17 protein-coding genes are annotated in these 22510 nt (G+C 57.8%); 8 read left to right on the top strand and 9 right to left on the bottom strand.

Annotated elements, in window-relative coordinates; all coding sequences use genetic code 11:
* Positions 1-88: 88 nt before the first annotated feature.
* The 4 genes from AC27HQ_RS01065 (at position 89) to AC27HQ_RS01050 (ending at position 4765) form a co-directional block, all read left to right on the top strand.
* The gene (locus AC27HQ_RS01065; RefSeq protein ID WP_487153963.1) at positions 89-1318 is read left to right on the top strand and encodes an alginate export family protein; all 1230 of its coding nucleotides are present in this window, start codon (positions 89-91) and stop codon (positions 1316-1318) included.
* A gap of 38 nt (positions 1319-1356) precedes the next feature.
* The gene (locus AC27HQ_RS01060; protein WP_487153962.1) at positions 1357-2775 is read left to right on the top strand and encodes a CmpA/NrtA family ABC transporter substrate-binding protein; all 1419 of its coding nucleotides are present in this window, start codon (positions 1357-1359) and stop codon (positions 2773-2775) included.
* A 69-nt stretch (positions 2776-2844) separates the two neighbouring features.
* Positions 2845-3864, top strand: coding sequence for an ABC transporter permease (locus AC27HQ_RS01055; RefSeq protein WP_487153961.1), 1020 nt, complete (start codon positions 2845-2847; stop codon positions 3862-3864).
* Between the two features lie 31 nt (positions 3865-3895).
* A complete protein-coding gene (locus AC27HQ_RS01050) occupies positions 3896-4765 on the top strand; it encodes an ABC transporter ATP-binding protein (RefSeq protein WP_487153960.1) in 870 nt (289 codons plus the stop codon).
* 42 nt (positions 4766-4807) lie between these two features.
* Here AC27HQ_RS01050 and AC27HQ_RS01045 read toward each other — a convergent pair whose 3' ends face one another.
* From AC27HQ_RS01045 to atzF, 8 genes are all read right to left on the bottom strand, one after another.
* Positions 4808-8737, bottom strand: coding sequence for a DUF1631 family protein (locus AC27HQ_RS01045; protein ID WP_487153959.1), 3930 nt, complete (start codon positions 8735-8737; stop codon positions 4808-4810).
* Between the two features lie 118 nt (positions 8738-8855).
* Complete coding sequence (gene urtE, locus AC27HQ_RS01040; RefSeq protein WP_487153958.1) at positions 8856-9551, bottom strand: urea ABC transporter ATP-binding subunit UrtE; 696 nt, start codon at positions 9549-9551, stop codon at positions 8856-8858.
* 5 nt (positions 9552-9556) lie between these two features.
* Positions 9557-10393, bottom strand: a complete 837-nt coding sequence (gene urtD / locus AC27HQ_RS01035; protein ID WP_487153957.1) for an urea ABC transporter ATP-binding protein UrtD — start codon at positions 10391-10393, stop codon at positions 9557-9559.
* Entirely contained in the window at positions 10390-11487 is a 1098-nt protein-coding gene (gene urtC, locus AC27HQ_RS01030; protein WP_487153956.1) for an urea ABC transporter permease subunit UrtC, read from the bottom strand. The genes urtD and urtC overlap by 4 nt, the downstream gene beginning before the upstream one ends.
* 43 nt (positions 11488-11530) lie before the next feature.
* Positions 11531-13171: an urea ABC transporter permease subunit UrtB gene (gene urtB, locus AC27HQ_RS01025; RefSeq protein WP_487153955.1), complete on the bottom strand. Its 1641-nt coding sequence runs from the start codon at positions 13169-13171 to the stop codon at positions 11531-11533.
* A gap of 75 nt (positions 13172-13246) precedes the next feature.
* On the bottom strand, positions 13247-14542 hold the full coding sequence (gene urtA / locus AC27HQ_RS01020) for an urea ABC transporter substrate-binding protein (RefSeq protein ID WP_487153954.1): 1296 nt from the start codon (positions 14540-14542) through the stop codon (positions 13247-13249).
* Between the two features lie 165 nt (positions 14543-14707).
* Positions 14708-15430, bottom strand: coding sequence for a GntR family transcriptional regulator (locus tag AC27HQ_RS01015; protein ID WP_487153953.1), 723 nt, complete (start codon positions 15428-15430; stop codon positions 14708-14710).
* Between the two features lie 20 nt (positions 15431-15450).
* Positions 15451-17232 carry an allophanate hydrolase gene (gene atzF / locus AC27HQ_RS01010; RefSeq protein WP_487153952.1) on the bottom strand — a complete coding sequence of 594 codons (1782 nt, stop codon included), beginning with the start codon at positions 17230-17232 and terminating at the stop codon, positions 15451-15453.
* A 707-nt stretch (positions 17233-17939) separates the two neighbouring features.
* On the opposite strand from atzF, the gene AC27HQ_RS01005 reads away from it, so the two are divergent.
* Both AC27HQ_RS01005 and AC27HQ_RS01000 read left to right on the top strand, forming a co-directional pair.
* Entirely contained in the window at positions 17940-19103 is a 1164-nt protein-coding gene (locus AC27HQ_RS01005) for a type III PLP-dependent enzyme (protein WP_487153951.1), read from the top strand.
* A 228-nt stretch (positions 19104-19331) separates the two neighbouring features.
* Positions 19332-20081, top strand: coding sequence for a hypothetical protein (locus tag AC27HQ_RS01000; protein ID WP_487153950.1), 750 nt, complete (start codon positions 19332-19334; stop codon positions 20079-20081).
* Positions 20082-20505: 424 nt separating this feature from the next.
* On the opposite strand, the gene AC27HQ_RS00995 is transcribed toward AC27HQ_RS01000, so the two are convergent.
* On the bottom strand, positions 20506-21411 hold the full coding sequence (locus AC27HQ_RS00995) for an SDR family oxidoreductase (RefSeq protein WP_487153949.1): 906 nt from the start codon (positions 21409-21411) through the stop codon (positions 20506-20508).
* A 247-nt stretch (positions 21412-21658) separates the two neighbouring features.
* On the opposite strand from AC27HQ_RS00995, the gene AC27HQ_RS00990 reads away from it, so the two are divergent.
* Both AC27HQ_RS00990 and AC27HQ_RS00985 read left to right on the top strand, forming a co-directional pair.
* Entirely contained in the window at positions 21659-22264 is a 606-nt protein-coding gene (locus AC27HQ_RS00990) for a rod shape-determining protein (protein WP_487153948.1), read from the top strand.
* A complete protein-coding gene (locus tag AC27HQ_RS00985; protein ID WP_487153947.1) occupies positions 22257-22490 on the top strand; it encodes a cysteine-rich CWC family protein in 234 nt (77 codons plus the stop codon). The genes AC27HQ_RS00990 and AC27HQ_RS00985 overlap by 8 nt, the downstream gene beginning before the upstream one ends.
* Positions 22491-22510: the final 20 nt, after the last annotated feature.

The raw sequence follows: 22510 nt of genomic DNA, 5'->3' as shown, positions 1-22510 counted from the left end.
GACAAAGGCGTCCACCGAATCAATCCAAGGGGTTGATAACGGGGACGCCTTTTTTTGTGCGCGTTTTTTAGCCAGGGGGAGTTTGAGCATGAATACAGGCAATTTCGGGGGGCAGCGCCAGGCGCTGATCGGGCTGTCGACAATGGCGCTGGCCATGCTGTCTGCTGCGGCCCAGGCCGAGAGCACATCCTTGATGGAGGCACTGAGCAACGGCAAGGCCGGGGTGGACCTGCGCTATCGCTACGAACATGTGGATCAGGATAATCCGCTGCGCAATGCCAATGCCTCGACATTGCGTACCCGCATCAACTACGCCACTGACAGCTTTCACGGCTTCGGCGCCTTCGTGGAAATGGATGATGTGACTGTTCTGGGATCGGTGCGTTACAACAATGCGACCCAGACCCCATCGGCTGAAACCGCTTACTCGGTGGTGGCCGATCCGCGTGGCACCGAGGTCAATCAGGCTTTTCTGAGTTACGCCGGGCTGTCGAATACCCTGCTAAAGCTGGGTCGCCAGCGCATCATTTATGACAATGCACGTTTTATCGGCAATGTCGGCTGGCGTCAGAACGAACAGACCTATGATGCCGTCAGTCTGGTCAATACCAGTCTGGCTGACACCCAGATCAGCTATGCCTACATCGACAAGGTCAATCGCATCTTTGGTGAGGACTCACCGGTCGGCGAGTTCGAGATGAGCTCGCATTTGCTCAACCTGGGTTACAGCGGTTTTGCCGCGGGCAAGCTCAGTGCCTATGGCTACTTTCTGGATAACGAGACGCTGCCCGCCAGCTCCAATCGTACGCTGGGTCTGCGCTTCGCTGGTGATTACGCGCTGAATGCCAGCAGCAAAGTCTTATATGCCCTTGAATATGCCAAGCAGGACGACTTTCGCAGCGGTGCTTCGACCATTGATGCCGATTACAGCCTGGTAGAACTTGGCGCGCAGTACAAGGCCGTAACGGCACGGCTGGGCCATGAAGTACTGGGTGTTGATGGCAGTGCTTTCAGCACACCGCTGGCGACAGCCCACGCCTTCAATGGTTGGGCCGATGTGTTTCTGGTGACCCCGCCGGATGGTCTGCGCGACAGCTATCTGAAGCTCTCAGGCAACCTCGCAGGTGTTGGTCTGCTGGCGGCCTACCATGATTTTTCCGCTGACCGTGGCGGTGATGACTATGGCTCGGAGCTGAATCTTCAGGCTTCCCGGGCCTTCGGCAAGGTCAACCTGTTGGCCAAGTATGCCCGTTATTCCGCCGACGATTTTGCCACGGATACCAGCAAGTTCTGGCTGATGGCCCAGGTGGCCTTCTGATCCGGCAATCCATTGAACCAATTTGAGGAGTAGAACCCATGACCCTGTCAAATCCCAACCATCGCCCCGGGCTGTTGCGCCGCGGGCTGTCACTGAGCTTGAAACAACTAGGCGCAGGCACATTGTTGACCTTGGGGGCCAGCCTGCTCGGCCTGTCCACAGCCTCCGCCGAGGGCGTGCTGGAAAAGGAAGACCTGCACCTGGGCTTTATCAAGCTGACCGATATGGCCCCGCTGGCCATTGCCTACGAGCGCGGCTATTTCGAAGACGAGGGGCTGTTTGTCACCCTTGAGGCCCAGGCCAACTGGAAAGTACTGCTGGACCGCGTCATCAGTGGCGAGCTTGACGGCGCCCATATGCTGGCCGGTCAGCCGATCGGTGCGACCATAGGCTTTGGTACCGAGGCGCACATTATCACCGCCTTCTCCATGGACCTGAATGGCAACGCCATTACCGTCTCCAACGATGTCTGGTCACAGATGAAACCGCATGTGCCGCATGAAGATGGCCTGCCGGTGCATCCGATCAGTGCCAGCGCGCTCAGTCCGGTGGTTGATGCCTTTCGTGACCGGGGCGAGAACTTCCGCATGGGTATGGTCTTCCCGGTTTCGACGCATAACTACGAGCTGCGTTACTGGTTGGCGGCGGGCGGCATACACCCCGGCTATTACGCGCCGCACCGCGGTGATACCTCGGGTCAGCTGCATGCTGATGTCCTGCTCTCGGTCACACCGCCACCGCAGATGCCTTCAACCATGGAGGCCGGCACCATTCACGGTTACTGTGTAGGTGAGCCTTGGAATCAGCAAGCGGTGTTCATGGGCATTGGTGTGCCTGTGGTGACCAACGAGCAGATCTGGAAGAACAATCCGGAGAAGGTCTTTGGTGTCAGCAACGAATGGGCTGAGCGTCATCCCAATACCCATATGGCGCTGGTCAAGGCGCTGATCCGCGCGGCCCATTGGCTGGATGCGGATGACAACGCCAATCGCCAGGAAGCCGCGCGCATTCTGTCGATGCCGCAATACGTCGGTGCTGATGTCGAGGTTATCGCCAACTCAATGACCGGCACCTTCGAGTATGAGAAGGGCGATCTGCGCAGTGAGCCGGACTTCAATGTGTTCTTTCGTCACCACGCCACCTATCCCTTCTATTCCGATGCCATCTGGTTTCTGACGCAAATGCGTCGCTGGGGTCAGATTCCGGAAGCCAAGCCGGACAGCTGGTATATGGAAACCGCACAGCGGGTCTATCGCCCGGACATCTATGCCCAGGCGGCTCAGGCACTGATTGCCGAAGGCAAGATGGCGGCCAGCGACTTTCCTGACTTCGCCACTGAGGACGGCATACGCGATACCCCCAGTGAGTTCATTGACGGCCTGCCCTACGATGCGCGGAGCCCGAATGCTTACCTGGAAAGCTTTGAGATCGGCCTCAAGGGTGACGAGTCAATCTGAGCGACAGCCACCGGCCCGTGCTGAAGAGCGCGGGCTACCCTGTCACGCAGCAAACAAGCAGGTGATGTCATGAGCAATAGAATCATTCACTACATGGAAATGTCCGGCCTTAACTGGATGGTGCCGCTGGTCCGTCTGGTGCGTGGTGAAAGCCCCCGTGAGCAGGCCAGAGACTTATTCAATCAGTTGGGTATGCCGCTGATTGCGATCGGGCTTTTTCTGCTGCTGTGGGCGGGCGCTGCCGCACAGATCAACACCAGTCTCGGGGTGCTGCCCGGACCAGTTCAGGTCTGGGAGCAGGCCGGTAATCTGCTTGAGGATCACCAGCGCGAGCGGGCCCGTGCAGCGGCCTTCATGCAGCGCCAGGAAGATCGTAATGCGCGGTTGCTGGAAGCCAACCCGGATGCCGAGCTGCGCTGGCGCAGCTATGCCGGCGCGCCAACCTTTGTTGATCAGGTTTTCACCAGCCTGAAAACCGTGTTTGCCGGCTTTGTCCTCGCCAGCCTGATCGCCATTCCCATTGGTGTGGCCTGTGGTTTGAGCAAGAACCTGTATGGCGCCATCAGTCCGCTGGTACAGATTCTAAAGCCGGTATCACCGCTGGCCTGGTTGCCGATTGTCACCTTGGTGGTCAGTGCCGTTTACGTGTCGGAGGATCCGATGTTCAGTCGCTCCTTTGTCACCTCGGCCATTACCGTGATGCTCTGCTCACTGTGGCCTACGCTGATCAATACTGCCGTGGCCGTTGGCTCGATTGATCGCGACTGGATCAATGTCGGCCGGGTTATCCGTCTGCCGCTACGCAAGCAGATCTTCAAGATCGCCATTCCTGCTGCACTGCCGATGATCTTCACCGGTCTGCGCATTTCCCTGGGTATTGGCTGGATGGTGCTGATTGCCGCTGAAATGCTGGCGCAGAACCCCGGTCTGGGCAAATTCATCTGGGATGAGTTCCAGAATGGCAGCTCCAATTCGCTGGGTCGCATCATGTTTGCGGTCCTGGTCATCGGCTTTATCGGCTTTCTGCTGGACTGGTTCATGGTCACCCTGCAGAAGTGGTTGTCGCACGACAAACAGGCCGGTCAATGAGTTTTCAATTTCTATTCGACGAGGTATTCCCATGTCAGTCATGAGCATGATCAGCGCAACGCTCGACGCCGGACAGACAGCCACGATTCCGGCTACCCGAACTGAGGCCGCCTTTCTTGACTTGAGCGGCGTATCGATTGATTTTCCAACCCGAGGCGGGGTGTTCAGGGCGCTGGACAAGGTCAACCTGAAGGTCGCCAAGGGTGAGTTCGTCTCCATCATCGGTCATTCCGGTTGCGGCAAGTCTACCGTGTTGAATATTGTCGCCGGGCTCAGCCAGGCCACCGAAGGTGGAGCCATTCTGCAGGGCCGGGAGGTCAATCAGCCTGGCCCTGACCGCGCCGTGGTGTTTCAGAATCACGCCCTGTTGCCCTGGCTGACCTGCTACCAGAACATCGAGTTGGCGGTGAAGGAGATCTTCAAGGGCCGCAAGAACCGCAAGGAAATGCGCCAGTGGATCGAGCACAATCTGCACCTGGTGCATATGGATCACGCTATGCACAAGTATCCGGCGGAAATCTCCGGCGGCATGAAGCAGCGTATCGGTATTGCCCGGGCGTTGGCCATGGAGCCGACTCTGCTATTGATGGATGAGCCCTTTGGTGCCCTTGATGCACTGACCCGGGCGCACCTGCAGGACTCCGTCATGGCGATTCAGGCCGAGCTCAAGAACACCGTTTTGATGGTCACCCATGACGTCGATGAGGCTGTGCTGCTGTCGGACAAGATCGTGATGATGACCAATGGCCCGTCGGCGCGCATCGGCGAGATATTGAACGTGGAGCTGGAGCGTCCACGCGACCGATTGGCACTGGCCGGTGATACGCAATACAACCAGTATCGCTCGGAGGTCCTGCGTTTTCTCTATGAACGTCAGCGCCGACCGGAATCAGCCGGTTGAGTTGGCCAGTTGCGATGCGCTAGGGAATTGCTTAGCGATTCCCTAGGCAGGAGCACCATCGCTGAGGCTGTGTTCGGCCTCGAATACTTGCAGGTCTTCAAGCAGGCCTGGCGTGCCATAAAAATGGCCCTGGGCAAAATCGACGCCGATCTGCTCAACAATCTCCAGGGTTTCTGCGGTGGTAACGTATTCGGCAATCACCTTCTTTTTCAGGTAATGACCCATTTCGGTAATTGATTTGACCAGCGCAAAGTCGACTTCGCTGCGGCTGATATCGTGGACGAAGGCGCCATCAATCTTGATGAAATCCACTGGCAGACGTTTGAGGTAGGAATAGGACGACTGGCCAACGCCAAAGTCATCCAGCGAGAAGCGGCAACCAATGCTGCGCATTTCGTTGATGAAGTCTGCGGCGTCTTCAAGATTCGCTACAGCGGTGGTCTCGGTGATTTCGAAGATCAGTTTGTCGCGGGGCACCTCGTAGCGCACCAGGGCATCGAAGATAAAGTCGAGGAAGGACTCATCGTTCATTGAGTGCCCGGAGAGGTTGATCGAGAAGCCGCCAAACAGCGCCAATTGATCCTTGTGCGCCATCATCCAGCGCAGCACGGTTTCAATCACCCAGCGGTCGACTGCCCCCATGCGACTGTATTCCTCGGCAACCTTGATGAACTCGGCCGGGGGGATCTGCTCACCCTGTCCGTCGATCACGGTCAATAGCACTTCGTAATGCGGCAGGGCGTTATCTTCATCGCTCAGCGGGGTGATTTTCTGGCAGCGTAGCTTCAGGTTGTTATCATCCAGAGCGCGGTTGATGCGGGTGACCCAGGTCATGACCTCATCCAGCTCTTCCAGGCGCTCATCACCCGGCAATACCACCTGAATATCCTTGTGGCCGGCGCGTTTGGCAATTTCCGCTGCGGCTTCCAGAGAGCGCAACAGTTCCATGACCCGTTTGTTTTCATGGTCAAAGCCGAGCATGCTGATCACGGCATTGATCACGAAGCTCTTGTCGTCCTGCACAAAACGGTTTTCTTCGATGGCGGCCTTGAGCTCCGAGGCCAGCTTGAACCCCTGGGTGTCGGCCTCCATGGGCAGCAGCAGGGCAAACTGATCCGGCCCCACGCGCGCCGCGATACCGTCCTCATCCAGTACGCCATTGATGCGTCGCGCCAGTTCCCGCAGGAAGCGATCGCCCGCTTCGTAGCCACAGCTATTGTTGATAACCTTGAATTGCAGGATGTCGATAAAGATCAGACTGAACTGGCTGCGCTCCTCCTGCGCCCGCGAGACGCTCTGGGCCAGGCAGCGCGAGAATTCCTTGCGGGTCAGCAGGCCAGTCAACTGATCATGCGAGGAGTCGAAGGCCAGCTTGTCGTAAATTTTCTGAATCAGGGCATCCAGGCCATTTTCGACTGCTGGCATGGCTGCATCGGTCAGCAGACTGAGCTTGCCGTCGCGCAGCATGATGGCGACCTGCTCAAGGCTCAAGGCCGCCGTCTTGGTGGCATGGTGATTGGCAAACATGAACTGACTGCTGTCATCGGATACCCAGACCAGCTGGAACAGCTGGGTCTCCTGTTCATCCGGGGTCATTTCAAACCACTGGGCCGCCTTGAAGTTGCGTGCACGCTTGATCCAGCGCAGCAGATCCTTGTCGGTTTCCACGTGGTCCTCAAGGCGCGCGCTAAGGGCTGTGCTGTCCAGTTCGACGGAGCTGTAGAGACCCATCGGGGTTTCTGCGGTGACACCCAGGTTCAGCAGCTCGGCCAGGCCATCGAGAATCGACTGATGGCTAATACGATCTTCGGGGACCTTGGACAGGCCCTTGCTGGCCAGTTTCAGCAAATGCTCTTTACGGTGTAATTCACGCTGGGTGAGATTGCGCTCGGGCAGCAGGTGCCAGAGCAACTGGCCAACCACGGTCAGGGTCATGTTCCACGACGGACTGTTTATGCCTTCACGCAGGTAACTCAGGCGCATCAATTCCTTCCAGCCATGATTGACCAGATTCAGCAGTGCTTCCGGTACCGGCTTGTTCAGAAGCAGACCCAGTTCACGTTCAATCTGACGGTTAGCCTGAATCAGACGCTGTTGACCGGCGCAGGTCTCGCGAATCCGCCGCAGGTTATGCTCGATAAAACGCTTTTCCTTGTTCACCAGAGAGCCCAGGCCGTCCAGCGACTGGTTAAAGGCCTCGGTATCATCCTCGCTCTCCAGGATCTGGTGAATGCTCTGGATGATGCTGTCCTTGTTGGCCTCCAGGTGGATGCTGCCCTTGTCCGAGAGTAGTGCCAGGTAATTCACGGCTTGTCGGGCGGGGTGAAATTCGCCACTGAACAATTCCGGGTCCTTGAGCATGATTTTCAGCAAGGGCACCTGCAGCTTGCGCAGCTCATCCTTCAGGTCGTCAGCTACCCGCTCGTTTTGCACAATGCTGTCGAACAGGCTTTCAATCATGTCCATCGAGTCATGCTCAAACTCGCTGAGACGGATGTGTTCGCCGCCGGCCTGGACCAATTGTTGCTTTAATGCCCCCGGGGTGTTGAGGTTGATCTGGCCTTGAAGGAGTTGGCTCTTGAGCTGCTCGATCGCCTGGAAGGCGGCGTTTGAGACCGCTTGGCCCGATGCTCTGGGGCCGCCACGTGCGGCTGATGGGTCGGCCAAGCCCGGCGGACTGATTTGTTTCTGCAGGCTCATCAGGCGGCTTGCTGTACCAAACGCGGAGGGGCTGTTGGCATAGTGCAGACTGTCGCCTGGCATCAAGGGTGCGGCAACCGGTTGCTCAAGGTCGGTATCCGCGATTGGCTGCGAAACCCCACCCGTTGCTTGCGCTGATGAGTTGAAAGCTTGTTCCAGCGCTGCCTCAGGTTCTGCTGCGGGTTCGGCTGCTGGCTTCGGCGCGGGCCGAGACGGGCGAGCTTGTAGGCTTTGCGCGGCCAGATAGGTCGTTACATCCAGATCCGGTAAAATGTCGGCATCAATATAAAGACGATTGAGCAGGGCGTAGACCGACTCCATATCTGATAATACGGTGTCTTGCAGCGTCTTGAAGCACAAATCAACGATCTTGTTCTTCAGGCCGAGATGGCGGATGACCTCAAAAAAGGTATTGCACAGCGAGGTTGGCGAGTAAGGGTTGAACACCCTGACGCCATCGCGTTTGCCAAAGGCAGCGTCGATGCGGAGTTGGAGCTCGATCAGAGTGTCGCGCAGCTGCATCTCGGACTTGGAAATAGTGACCCTCACGACCAGCCAGTCTTCGAAGTCGTCCTTGTCTACCAGTGAGAGCGAATTGCTCTTTGCCTCTGTGTGACTTGGCGTTTCCTGAGTTTGGGTTGGCTGGCCACGGGCAATATCCAGCGCACTCATGACGATACGGTTGATGGTGGCACCCAGCACCCGTTGGCGTTGCTTGCGAAACAGTGCAATGGCATCGAAGTAGGGTTGTTGCTCGGCCTGATTTTTCTGCCGCTCGGCATCGACCAGCAGGGATGTTTCCAACTGGCCAAAATAGACTAGAAACCGGTCTTCAAGGTATTGCTTGAAGTGCAGGTTGGCGGTCTTGGCCAGGTTTTCGCGTTTTTCCGGACTGAGCTGGTGCTGGCCGGCCAATAGCTTGCGCGAGGCGCCGGTCTGCCCGGGTTTGAGTCGTTCATTGGCGCGCTGCAGATCGTTGTAATGGGCCTGGCTGGGCTTGAGAATGCGCAGGCCGGCAGCGTTATCGGTAAAGCGAACGACTTCCACCTCAATGCCGACCTTGCGGTCGGGCAGATCGAAGCTGATGACCGCTGGGTGGGCATGGGGAATAGCCGCACTGCGCCTGAGTCTGATCAACATCAGATCATCCAAGGTCACCAGCATGCCAGCCTGGCTGAAATCCTTGATGGTGCAGCGGCATGTCTCATCCACGCCAAAACTGATCAGCGCGTCAAGTTGCGAAGCCTTACGTGGCCAAACTCTTTTGTCCATTACAGCATCCTGATGCGGGCGTACAGTACCTCATGTGAGTTTAGTCGGCTGCGTCACAAAAGTCGTCAAAAAACCATCTTTGTATCAAAGCAATGGCGGGCATTGCCTTGATATTGGCTCACACAGTCAGGTATCGCTGGACCAGATCATCGCTCAAGTCGGCAATGGGTCCATCAGCCATCACCCGACCACGTTCCATGATGAAAAAGTCGTCAGCCGTGCGCCGGGCGAAGGGTAGCTTCTGCTCGACCAGCAGCACGGTAAGGCCCATCTCGGCATTGAGCTTGCGGATAACCTCGCCAATATCCCGAACAATATTTGGCTGGATACCCTCGGTGGGCTCATCGAGGATCAGCAGTTTGGGGTCCAGCACCAGGGCCCGGCCTATCGCCAGTTGCTGTTGCTGACCACCGGATAGATCGCCACCACGGCGGTTTTTCATATCCTTGAGTACCGGGAACAGCTGATAGATATGCTCGGGAATCTGTCGGGCGCGGTCGGGGCGAGCGCCAAGGGAGATTTTCAGGTTTTCCTCAACGGTCAACAGCGGAAAGATTTCACGCCCCTGGGGGACATAGCCAATGCCCGCGCGGGCCCGGTTTTCCGTGGTCATGCGGCTAATGTCGCGGCCATTCAGGCTGATCTGTCCGTCCTTGATCGGCAACAGGCCGGTGATGCACTTGAGCAGGGTGGTCTTGCCCACGCCGTTGCGCCCCAGCAGGCAGCCGCAGGTACCTTCCTTGAGCTCAAGATTCAGATCCCAGAGGATATGGCTTTGGTTATAGAACTGGTTGATGCTCTGGATGCTCAGCACGGCCGTTATTCTCCCAAGTAAACTTCGATCACGCGCGGATCGTTTTGCACCTGATCCATGCTGCCTTCGGCCAGTACCGAGCCCTGATGCAGGACAGTGACCTTGCGTGCGATGGAGCGCACAAAGGCCATGTCATGCTCAACGACAATCACCGAGTGACGGCCGGCCAGGGAGGTCAGTAGTTCAGCGGTGTGCTCGACCTCTTCACCGGTCATGCCGGCGACCGGCTCATCGACCAGCAGCACCCGCGGGTTCTGCACCAGCAGCATGCCGATCTCCAGCCATTGCTTCTGACCGTGGGACAGCTCGCCGGCATTGCGATGGATCAGTTCCTTGAGGCCGATCAGCTCCAGTACCTCGTCAATGCGATCACGTTGTTCGCCACTCAGGTCGCGGCGCAGGATGAACCAGACCGACTTGTCCGAGGCCGTCGCCAGTTCCAGGTTCTCGAATACGCTCAACGCCTCGAAAATGGTCGGTTTCTGGAACTTGCGGCCAATGCCGCCGCGGGCGATTTCATGCTCTGACAACCTGAGCAGATTGGTCCGCTGGCCAAACCAGATGCTGCCGGTATCGGGTTTGGTCTTGCCGGTAATCACGTCCATCATGGTGGTCTTGCCAGCGCCATTGGGGCCGATGATGCAGCGCAGCTCGCCGTCATCGATATACAGGTTCAGATTGTTCAAGGCCTTGAAACCATCAAAGCTGACACTGACATCCTCGACATACAGAATCGGCCCATGGCTGGTGTCCACCGGCTTTTCGAAGGCGGGTGGCGGCAGCAGAAAGTCGAACACCTGATCCCGTCGCCAGGTACTGCGCAGTTGATCCAGACTATTCATGATTTGTCTCCCTTGCGCAGTAACCGATCAAACAGGCCGACAATACCCCTGGGCAGCAGCAGCGTGACCATCACGAACAGGCCGCCGAGAATGAATAACCAGGTTTCTGGCGAGAAGGTGGTGAAAAAGGTCTTGGCATAGTTGACTGAGAAGGCGCCGACAATAGCGCCGAACAAGGTGCCGCGTCCTCCGGTAGCAACCCAGATGACCATCTCGATGGAGTTCAGTGGTGAGAACTCACCGGGGTTGATGATGCCCACCTGGGGTACGTAAAGTGCGCCGGCAACGCCCGCCAGCATGGCGGAAAACACGAACAGCCAGAGCTTGTAGGACTCCACCTGATAGCCACTGAAGCGGGTGCGGCTCTCGGCGTCGCGGATGGCTATGATCACCCGCCCCATGCGTGAAGTAACGATATAGCGGCAGGCCAGATAACCGAGGATCAGGGCGATGGCCGAGGCGACAAAGAGCCCGGCGCGGGTGCTTTGGGCACTCAGCGAAAAGCCCAGGATGTCCTTGAAATCATTCAACCCGTTATTGCCGCCAAAACCCATCTCGTTGCGGAAAAAAGCCAGCATCAGGGCATAGGTCAGGGCCTGGGTAATGATCGCAAAATACACCCCGGTAACCCGCGAGCGAAAGGCCAGCCAGCCGAATACCAGGGCCAGCAGGCCTGGCACCAGCAGGATCATCAGCGCAGCAAACCAGAACATGTCGAAACCCTGCCAGTACCAGGGCAGCTTTTCCCAGTTCAGCACCACCATGAAATCCATCAGCTCAGGGTGACCATAGACGCCACGGTCACCGATCTGACGCATCAGGTACATACCCATGCCATAGCCACCCAGACTGAAAAACGCGCCATGACCCAGGGACAGGATGCCGCAATAGCCCCAGATCAGATCAACTGACAAGGCCAGCAGGGCAAAACACAGAAACTTGCCGAGCAGCGCCACGGTAAAGTTGGAGATATAAAAGGGTGAATCGGTCGGCAGGGCCAGGTTGCAGATCGGCACAATGATCGCGGCCAGCACGACCAGACCGAGAATCAGCATTCCACCGCGATCACTCAATAACAAACGTTGGGTCAGCATACTTCCCTCTCAATCACTCAATGCAGTGAAAGGCGGCGGACAATCAGTCCGCAGCCGCACGTCCCTTTTGCGGGAAGAGTCCCTTGGGCTTTTTCTGAATGAACAGAATAAGCATGATCAGCACCAGCACCTTGGCTAGCATGGCGCCCGCATAGGGCTCCAGGAAGTTGTTGATCAGCCCCAGACTCATGGCACTGACCAGCGTGCCCCAGAGGTTGCCGACACCGCCAAAGACCACCACCATGAAGGAGTCGATGATGTAGGCCTGTCCCAGATTCGGACCGACGTTGGTGATTTGCGACAGGGCCACCCCGGCCACGCCGGCAATACCCGAGCCCAGGCCAAAGGTCAGGGCGTCGATCCAGTTCGAGCGCACCCCGACGGCGCGGGCCATGGCGCGGTTCTGCGAGACGGCGCGGACCTTGAGGCCGAGGGTGGTGCGCTTCATGACCAGCAGCAGGGCAAAGAACACCATCAGCCCGAACAGCAGGATATACAGGCGGGTATAGGTCAGGGATAACACCGGGTTCAGGGTCAGGGTGCCGCTGATCCATTCCGGCGAGGTGACCGAGCGGTTCAGCGGGCCGAACAGACTGCGGACCGCCTGCTGCAGCACCAGGCTCAAACCGAAGGTGGCGAGCAAGGTTTCCAGCGGCCGGCCATAGAGAAAACGGATTACCCCGCGCTCGATCAGAATGCCGACCAGTCCGGCAATCAGAAAGGCGCTGGGGATGGCAATCAACAGACTCCACTCGATCAGTCCGGGAAAGAGAATCTGCACGCCCCAGGTGGTGTAGGCGCCAATCATGATCAGCTCGCCGTGGGCCATGTTGATCACGCCCATAACACCAAAAGTAATGGCCAGACCAATGGCCGCCAGTAACAGCACCGAGCCCAGGCTCAGGCCAAAGAACAGGTTCTCGACAAAGCGATAGAAACGGATTTTGCCCTGAATTGACTGCAGCGCTTCAGTGGCGGCGGCGCGCAGGGCCGGCTCGCTGTCTTGCTCGGTGACACGGTTCAGGGCAATGCGGGCTTCGGATTCCAGCGAGCCACTGAGGGTTTCGATGGCGCTCTGGCGTATCTCCGGCTCCGGGCTCTGGATTTGATACAGGGCGATGGCGGTGTCAATCGCATCAAGTACTCGACCGACTTCTTCCTGTTGTTGATGCGCAACCAGCAAGGCCATGCTGTTGCTGTCCATGCCATCGCGGATAAAGCGTTGAACCGCCTGATAACGCAGGTCGGCATTGTCGTGTGTCAGGTTCAGCTCGGCCAGTAGACCGCGCAGACGGGTGCGCTGGGCATTGTTGACCGGGACGCGCCGCAGACCACTGAGCGCGGACTCTTCAAGGGCTTCGCCGGTCAGCGCATCCAGGGTGTTGCGGTCGGCGCGTATGGCTACCCTGGGCGGCGTGTTGCGGTCGGCAAGCAGCTTGCCATCGGCCAGGGCATTGAAAATGGCGATGATACGGTCATCGTCCTTGCTGGCCAGCAACTCAATGGTGCGTGTGCGCTGCGGCAGGTTACCCTGCACCAGTTGTTGTATCAGCGTGTCGACGCTGACAGGTTGTTCGGCTTCGGCCCCATCGGCCAAGGCGGCGCCTGCTGGGACAAGAAGCATGATCCAGAGGCAGAAAAGGGCTGGCAGATGCCAGATTTTGTGGCGGTTGAAACGGGTCATGGTGCCGATCTCGACTGTCCGTGTTCAAAGGCTGGAAACCCCCGATCCAAACTGGACCGGGGGCGTTTAAGCCGCTTACTCGGCGGTAGTGCCCATGCAGGTATTGGTAACTGTGTTGTAGTTGCCGCAGCTGACGGGGGCGGTCCAGTCGGCAATCAGGTCCTTGCTGCCTTCCAGGTAGTCGGACCAGGCGTCGCCGGGCACCAGATCATCGGTACGGGACACCGTCAGGAACTGACCGTCAGCCTGAATCTCGCCAATCAGTACCGGCTTGGTGATGTGGTGGTTGGGCAGCATGGTGCTGACACCGCCAGTCAGGTTGGGCACTTCAATGCCAACCATGGCATCGATAACCTGGTCGACATCGGTAGTACCGGCCTTCTCAACGGCCTTGACCCACATGTTGAAGCCGATGTAGTGGGCTTCCATCGGGTCATTGGAGACGCGATCAGTGTCGCCGGTAAAGGCGTGCCAGGTGTTGATGAATGCTTCGTTTTCTGGAGTCTCTTCGCTCATGAAGTAGTTCCAGGCAGCCATGTGGCCAACCAGCGGCGTAGTGTCGATGCCGGACAGCTCTTCTTCACCGACGGAGAAGGCTACGACCGGGATGTCCTCGGCGGATACACCCTGGTTACCCAGCTCGCGGTAGAACGGCACGTTGGCATCGCCGTTGATGGTCGAGACCACCGCGGTTTTCTTGCCGGCACTGCCGAAGCGCTTGATTTCGGCAACGATGTTCTGCCAGTCGGAGTGACCAAAGGGCGTGTAGTTGACCATGATGTCTTCCTGAGCTACGCCGTTGGCCATCAAGTAGGCTTCCAGGATGCGGTTGGTGGTGCGTGGGTAAACGTAGTCGGTACCGGCCAGGACCCAGCGCTCAACGCCGATTTCGTCGCGCAGATAGTCAACCGCAGGAATGGCCTGCTGGTTCGGTGCAGCGCCTGTGTAGAAGACGTTGCGTGAGGACTCTTCACCTTCGTACTGCACCGGGTAGAACAGAATGCCGTTCAGCTCTTCAATCACCGGCAGGACCGATTTGCGCGATACCGAGGTCCAGCAGCCGAAGATTGAGTCAACCTGGTGCTGCTCCAGCAGCTCGCGGGTGCGCTCAGCAAACAGCGGCCAGTCGGATGCTGGGTCAACCACCACCGCTTCCAGCTGTCGGCCGAGCAGGCCGCCCTTCTTGTTCTGCTCTTCGATCAGCATCAACATGGTGTCTTTCAGCGTGGTTTCGGAAATTGCCATGGTGCCGGACAGGGAATGCAGAACGCCGACCTTGATGGTCTCAGCCTGCGCGGTCAACGCGCCGAACGCCATGCTGCAGGCCACGCCAAGGGCGCCTACCTGCTTTACCAGTGTGTTGAGTTTCATCTGTACATCTCCATTGTTTTAACGTTATTCAACCTTGTGAGAAATCTCAGGTATCCAGGCTCGGGTGTCATGCTGGTCGAGTTTTCCGGGCTGTCGAACTGCGGCAACCTGTGGAGCATCGGCCCTGTTGCGGATCTGGTCTTCACTGCAGCCAGACCTTCGTATTCAGCTGTCGGCATTGATCTGCCGCCGGCTGTTGAACTGGGTTTGTCGCGCCTGCGTGATCATTTGCAGGGTGATCTTGTGAACTTCTGCCTTGCTGTCCTCGATGTGTTGCTGCAGGCAGGCAGCGGCATGCTCGGTCTCACCGGCCAGCAACAGGCGCAGAATCCGCGCATGTTCCTCATAGGTGATGGCAACGCGTGGCTGCTGACTGAAATCAAGGTGCCTGACGATACGCAGACGTTCGGTTACATCGTGGTGAATCCGTGCCATTTCCAGGTTGCCGGTGGCTTCAACCAAGCGCTGATGAAAGCGCTCGTCGAGCGTGCAGACTGTCTCGCCATCGGTCAGGTATTGATCCGGCGCAACCATCCAGATGGCAATCTGATCGGCCAGCCGTTCTGCCACGGCCGTTTGGTCGAGCGCCTTGACTGCCGCCAGCTCAAGGGCGATGCGTACGTCATAGAGTTGCTCGTACTGATTGAAGTCGAAGGGCTTGACCTGCCAACCGCTGCGAAAAAACACCTCAACGAACCCTTCGCTTTGCAAGCGACTCAATGCTTCGCGCACGGGCGTGCGGCTGGCGCTCAGCAAGTCGGCCAGCGCGCTTTCGCTGAAGCGCTCGCCGGGTAACAGCTGGTAATTGAAAATGCGCCTCTTGAGTTCGCGGTAGACCTGCTCAGTCAGGTTGATTCGCTCTGGTTGGCGCGGTGTGGCGATCATCATCAGTCCCTTGATGCCGCGGCTCAGTGGCGGCTGGCGATAAAAGCACGCCAGCCGCCCAGTTCAGTGATATCGGTGGCGCCCTCAATGGCCGCCCCTTCACAGATAAAGCCTTTAACCTCACGACCGTCTTCCAGGGTCAGGGTGCCGATACCCAGCGGCGCAGGAATCAGGGCAACAAAGCTGCCAAAGTGCTGTACCGGCATATCCCAGAGTTCAACCAGAATCGCTGCACCCTGCTGGCTGCGAATCAATCCGGGTTTGGGTGGCTGGGTGTTGGGCAGGGCATAGAGGCGGTAGCAATCAGCGGTGCGGGTGCTTTCCACCAGGCGCGCATGCCGCTCGATCAGTTGGCTGTTCAACGGCATGCCAGAGAGATGGGCGCCAACCACGGCTAGGCGCACATGGCCGGCGGGAACGCCGGTCATCGGCGGTGGTGGCAAGGGCAGGTCGGTGGCTCCGCGTTGCCAGGGTTGGCTGCTTTGCCACTGACGACCAAACTCGGCCAGTGCGCTGTCCTGCCAGGCGGCCCCGATCAGGGTAATGCCAAAGGGCAAGCCGTCTGCGCGCAGTCCGGCAGGCAGGGCCAGGGCGCAACAGTCGGCAAGGTTGACGAAGTTGGTCCAGGTGCCCAGCTGGCTGTTGACGGTCACCGGGTCAGCGTCAACCTCGGCCAGGGTAGGATGGCGTGGAGAGGTGGGCACCAGTAGCGCGTCGACACTCTGCATCAATGTCTGTATCTCCCGGGCCAGTTCGGCGCGGCGGTACTCGGCGCGGTAGGCGTCTGTGGCACTGAAGCCTTCGGCCTGGGCAATGATGCCGCGTACCACCGGGTTCATCTGCTCGGCGTGAGCAGCCATGAACTCGGCCACGGCGGCATGCCGTTCGGCAACCCAGGGCCCACCATAAAGCAGTTGCGCCAGTGCCTGCATCGGGCTGAAGTCGATGCTGACCAGCTCAATGCCCATGGCCTGAAGCTTGTCCAGACTGACATGCCAGGCCGCTTCGGCCTGCTGGTCAGCAAACCAGGGCAGAGAATCTGGAATAGCAAAGCGCGGCTTTGGTTGCATCAGACGTGCTGCGGCCGGCGCCTGACGAGAATAGCCATCAGCCTGATCAAAACCCTGCATGACAGCCGCAACTGTCTCGGCATCCTCGACACTGAGGGCAAAGATCGACACGCAATCCAGGCTGCGACAGGCCGGTACCACCCCTTTGATACTGAAGCGCCCGCGGGTGGGTTTAAGACCAACAATATTGTTGAAGCCGGCCGGTACACGGCCCGAGCCTGCGGTATCGGTTCCCAGACTGAAGGGCACCAGTCCGCGCGCCACGGCGACAGCCGAGCCGGAGCTGGAGCCGCCAGAGATGTAGTCCGGATTGAAACTGTTGGGAACTGCGCCATAGGGCGAACGGGTGCCAACCAGTCCGGTGGCAAACTGATCGAGATTGGCCTTGGCCAGCACGATGGCGCCGGCGGCACGCAATCTGGCAACGCTGCTGGCATCTTCTGTGGCGGTATAGCGGTAGGCCGGGCAGGCGGCCGTGGTCGGCAGGCCAGCCACATCGATATTATCCTTTATGACACAGGGTATGCCGTAGAGCGGGAGACTGGCCGCGTTGGGCAAGCTCTCCAGCTGTTGCAATTGATGCTCCAGCTCGGCAGGGCTGACCACATGAATCCAGGCAGGATCGTTGTCATCAAAAACCGCCAGCGCCTGCGTTAGAGCCTCGCGCGGGCTGAGACGGGCTTCCTTGTAAGCCTGTGACCAGTCAAAAAGTGTCCAGCCGACCTGGGGTGTCATGCCTGCTCCTGTAAATGATCCGATTGAGGTCTTGTATACAAGGAGCAGAGCAGAAACTGTGCCAGCTCAATCATGGGCGCCCGTATTGGTAAATAAAAACCATAATAAACAGTGGTTTATATCTTTTTGCAGGTATTCCTGAGAGATGCTTGGGGGCGTCGCTTCACGGAGCCCGCGCCTCGCCCATGTGCAATTTCGGTGCGCCGCTCTTCTTTGGTGCGCGGCATGCCTGCTACTGGACCGGTCAGGCTGTGACAGCGCTGAGTGACTGAACCATGTGACTGATTGGCACTCAAAAAACACAATGGTGGTCGACTGACTGTCATCTCCCGCTGGGAGACTGGATTAATTGATCTGTCCCTATTGACCCTGACGTCACTTGGTTTTATGGTGCGACCCGAACGTTGAGGCTGGCACGATCCATACGGCTCAAGTACTGACGACGAGACAGCAAGACCGGTTTTCCGGACTTATTGCTTTCGGCGCACGCCTTGGGAAGTAGGCGAACCAAAGTGGGGATACTGATCAGACGTTCGCACCCCTTGGGTTGTGTGCTGGCCTTGCATGTTCGGAAGCGCTTCCGTCGGAAAGCGCGTCCCCGTCCCCATAAAATGATGTGGGTGAGGGGATGCACTTGTCTGCCCTGCATCTGATCATTCTGTCCTCACGCGGCTCAATCCGGAACTTTTTGCTTTGGAGCCGAAGCCATGCCTATCAAGATGGATGAATATTTCGACCGCGAGACCTTTGCTCGTATCAAGCAATGTGCCGATCAGCACGAAACCCCTTTTCTGGTTGTTGATCTGAAAACCATTGACCGTGCCTACGACGAGCTGGTTGAAGGTTTTCCCTTTGGCAACATCTATTACGCGGTCAAGGCCAATCCGGCCAACGAAGTGCTCAACCTGCTGAAAAGCAAAGGGTCGAACTTCGATATTGCTTCTATCTATGAGCTTGAGAAAGTTCTGGCCATTGGTGTCAAACCGGAGCAGATCAGCTTTGGCAACACCATCAAGAAGTCCAAGCACATCCGCGCCTTCTACGAGAAAGGTGTAAGACTTTATGCCACCGACTCCGAAGCTGACCTGCGCAATATCGCCAAGGCCGCCCCGGGCTCGAAGATCTATGTGCGCATCCTGACCGAAGGCTCGACCACGGCTGACTGGCCGCTGTCGCGCAAGTTCGGCTGCCAGACCGATATGGCCATGGATCTGCTGGTATTGGCCCGCGAACTGGGTCTGGTGCCCTACGGCATTTCCTTCCATGTTGGTTCGCAGCAGCGTGACATCGGCGCCTGGGATGCCGCGATTGCCAAGGTCAAGGTGATCTTCGAGCGTCTCAAGGAAGAAGACGGCATCAGCCTGAAAATGATCAATATGGGTGGCGGCTTCCCGGCCAACTACATCACCAAGACCAACACCCTGAAGACCTATGCCGAGGAAATCACCCGTTTCCTGCAGGAAGACTTCGGTGATGAACTGCCGGAAATCATTCTTGAGCCAGGTCGCTCCTTGATTGCCAACGCCGGTATTCTGGTCAGTGAAGTGGTGCTGGTTTCACGCAAGTCGCACACCGCGCTGGAACGCTGGGTCTACACCGATGTGGGCAAGTTCTCCGGCCTGATCGAAACCATGGATGAATCCATCAAATTCCCGATCTGGACTGAAAAGCAGGGCGAGCTGGAAGAAGCCGTGATCGCCGGCCCGACCTGCGACAGCGCCGATATCATGTATGAAAACTACAAGTACGGCATGCCCCTGAACCTGGCCATCGGTGACCGCCTGTACTGGTTGTCTACCGGTGCTTACACCACTAGCTACAGCGCCATCGAGTTCAACGGCTTCCCGCCGTTGGAGGCGATTTATATCTGAAGCGCGTAGCGCTTCAGAAAGCGGCAAGATGAACTGCAAAAGCCCGTACTGGAAACAGTGCGGGCTTTTTGTTTGGGCTGAATGAGTGTGCGCTTTCAGTCTGTATTGTCGGGCCGCTTCGGTCTGCAAACCGACCGGTTGTACTCGGCAGGGGATAGCCGGTAGCGGGTTGATGCTGCTCACTTGATATATTGGCCAGGACTTTACTCACTGCATATAAGGAATAGTATGCTCGATACCTTGATACTGGTGCTGGTCGGACTGGTTCTTGTCGTCCCGCTGTTCATGAATCTGGTTGGCCCCTTCATCGTCTGGAAAACCCAGAGAATTCCAACCCTTGTGCATTTTGAGCCAATTGCTGATGAAGATTTTGCCGAGCACCTGACCGAGGTGTTTTCTTCATACGATCAGGAGATTAAAGCGCTCGATTTTAGCCCGCTGGGCTCATCCTCGCTGCATGACAGTCATACCAATACCTACTTCAGGCTCTACTGGCATCCGGATATTAAAGTGGTTGGCATGATCGTCAGCATCAGCGCTGCCAATCAGCCAACACTGACCTATTGCGAGTTTTCGCAAAAATTCAGCGACGGCAGCATTCTTGATGTATCAAACTCATCTCGGCCCGAGGGCTACCCGGATCTGCCGGTAAAACAGAGCTTCCGTTTTCCGGGGGTAATGGTATTGAACGAACTGCTTTCCCTGCAAAATCAACTGCGCCATAAGCTCAAAGGCACGCTGCAACCGGTGGACTATCCGCTGGATCAAGGGTTTGGCGAAATGGAAGATTTTCTCCGCCGCGAGTCTGATGCCCTGCTAGCCAAAGGATTGCTCCATCCTGAGATTGACGAGAACGGCAAGCGCGCCCTGACCCTGCGCGGCGCCCTGACCCTGACCTGGCGTTCAGTCTTTCCAGGCGTGCGCATCTGGGGGTATATCACTGCCCGGCGAGGGCAGAGGGTTTTGCAGGGCGGTTAAGTCGTTGAATGCTCAACCGATCCAGCCTGACGGCGCGGAAGGCTTGGGCGCTATTGCGTTGCGTGATTAAAGGTTTGTTGTCTACCGGCAGCGCGACACCCCCAAAGGCGTTAAGCGCGGCGGCCTCACCGCGAAGGGTCTGGGGTTGCCGGGGAGGGCCGAGTTCCACCTCGGCCTGCGGTGTATCGGCTGGCCCAGGTGTCGAGATGGAACTCGACACTCCCAGCATAAAGGATGGCGCATAAGACGAGCGATTTGTTCAAAGCGTTCAATTGATTGTTCGCCGGGCAGTAAAAGCGACCAGAAAAGTCATCATGCCAAGAGGGGATGGTCATATGTACAAAAAAGCCCGCCCCCTGTTAGTCAGGGACGGGCTTTTCCAATACAGCTTGTAGCTTGCGGCTTAAAGTTTGCCGCTATCTGCTCAGGCGAACTTCTGGATATTGGCCATCAGCTCACGCAGGGCTTCGATATTGTCTTTCGGGTGTACGGCGCCTTCGAAGCTGCACAGCTGCTCGAAGTTGGCTGCTACATCTTCCGGGGTAAAGCCTTCGTCCGGGTTGAAGCCTATACCCAGCGAACGCTCCCAGCGTACCTTGCCCATCCATCCGCCGCCGACTTCAAACAGGCTACCGGTCTCCTGGCACTGCTCGGAGCACAGGAAGGCCACCAGCGGGCTGACCAGCTCGGGCTTGAGCTTGTCAAAGGCGCCAGGTGGGAACAGGCCTTCTGTCATGCGCGTGCCGCCTGTCGGGGCAATGGCGTTGACGAAGATGTTGTTCTTGCGGCCTTCGATCGCCAGGGTGCGGGTCAGACCGTACAGGCCGAGCTTGGCCATGCCGTAGTTGGCCTGGCCGAAGTTGCCATAGATGCCTGAAGTGGAAGCGGTGAAGATGACGCGGCCGAAGTTGCTGTCCTTCATGTAGGGCCAGGCAGCGTGGGTGACTTTGTAGGCACCCTCAACGTGGACGCGATAGACCAGATCCCAGTCGGCGTCGGTCATCTTGGCGAAGCTCTTGTCGCGCAGGATGCCAGCGTTGTTGACGACCACATCCACACGGCCAAAGTTGTCCATGGCGCACTGAACGATCTTGTCGCCGTTGATCACGTTGTCCGGGTTGGCGACGGCAGTACCGCCAGCAGCCTTGATTTCTTCAACCACCTTCATGGCGGCTTCGCTGTTGGCGCCTTCGCCCTGGGTACTGCCACCCAGATCGTTAACCACTACCTTGGCGCCATGCTTGGCAAACAGCAGGGCGTGGGCGCGGCCAATGCCGCCACCGGCACCGGTGACAATAACGACTTTGTCGTCAAAACGAATATCGCTCATATAACTCTCCTGATTTGCGAGTCGAGTAAAAAGTGGCGCTCAGTGTCGAACACTTGTTCGAATCTGGCAAGCAGCGCAGCAAAGGTGAATGGTGCTGCATAATCGGCAACAAGCCACAGTTCTGGATGTTGACGGTTGGGTGGCCGCGAAGCCGCGGCTATACTTTTGCCTGTAGCTGGTGTGGGCAAGGGAGGCCTGAGATGCCGCCTAGCCGACACCCTGCCGTCCTGTCTCTGGAGAAAGCCCCATGGCGTCACTGTTTGCCCGCTTTTCCACCTGTTTTTATGTGCAAATGCGTGAACGCCGCTTGACCGTGACCAATGTTGCCACGGGTGAGCGCTGGGATCAGGCTCCTCTGCTGGCCATAGAAACCGGCGACAAGGGTCAGAAAGTCGTGGTCGCCTTTGGTGATGAGGCTAAACATCGCGCCAGCCCCACCATTCAGGTGATCAATCCATTTGCCCATCCGCGCTCGCTGTTGAGCGATTTTTCTGTGGCAGAGAAGCTGTTGCAGTTGGTTTTCAAGGCCTTGGGCAAGCGTCGCTTTATCCTTGTCACGCCTGCGGTGATCATGCATCCGATGGAAAAAGCCGAAGGCGGTCTGTCGCAGATTGAGATTCGTGCCTTCAGAGAGCTGGCCCTGGGTGCCGGCGCCCGCCGCGTGCTGGTTCAGGAGGGGCCTGATTTGCTTTTAACGCAGATCGACTTTGCCGAGCTGGAGCTGGAGCACCTGCGGCAACACTTCGGGGGGCTTGAGCAAGGTGTGTCGGCTGCGCGCCACGGCGGCTGGCTGATCAATATGCTTTTTATAGTGGGTGCGGTATTTTTGTTCTGGCGCCTGGGCAATGGCTGATCTTCAGCAGGTCAACCAACAGGTCTGTCCACTCTGTGGCGCCGGGAACAGCTGCGCCATGGCGGTTGGCGACGGCGGTGCTGAAACCTGCTGGTGCATGGGTGTAACCATCAGCCCGCAGACACTGGGGCTGGTGCCGGATCAACTGAAGAACCAGGCTTGCCTGTGCCCGGATTGTGCAGCAGGGCGGGTGCGCAATCAGGATGCAGACCGTGACGGGGTCTGAATCAATGGATGGCTGGCCAG

It is taken from the genome of Halopseudomonas sp. 4NH20-0008 (assembly GCF_057548395.1).
Note: the sequence above shows the minus strand (reverse complement) of the source record. Positions and strands in the feature narration are given on the sequence as shown.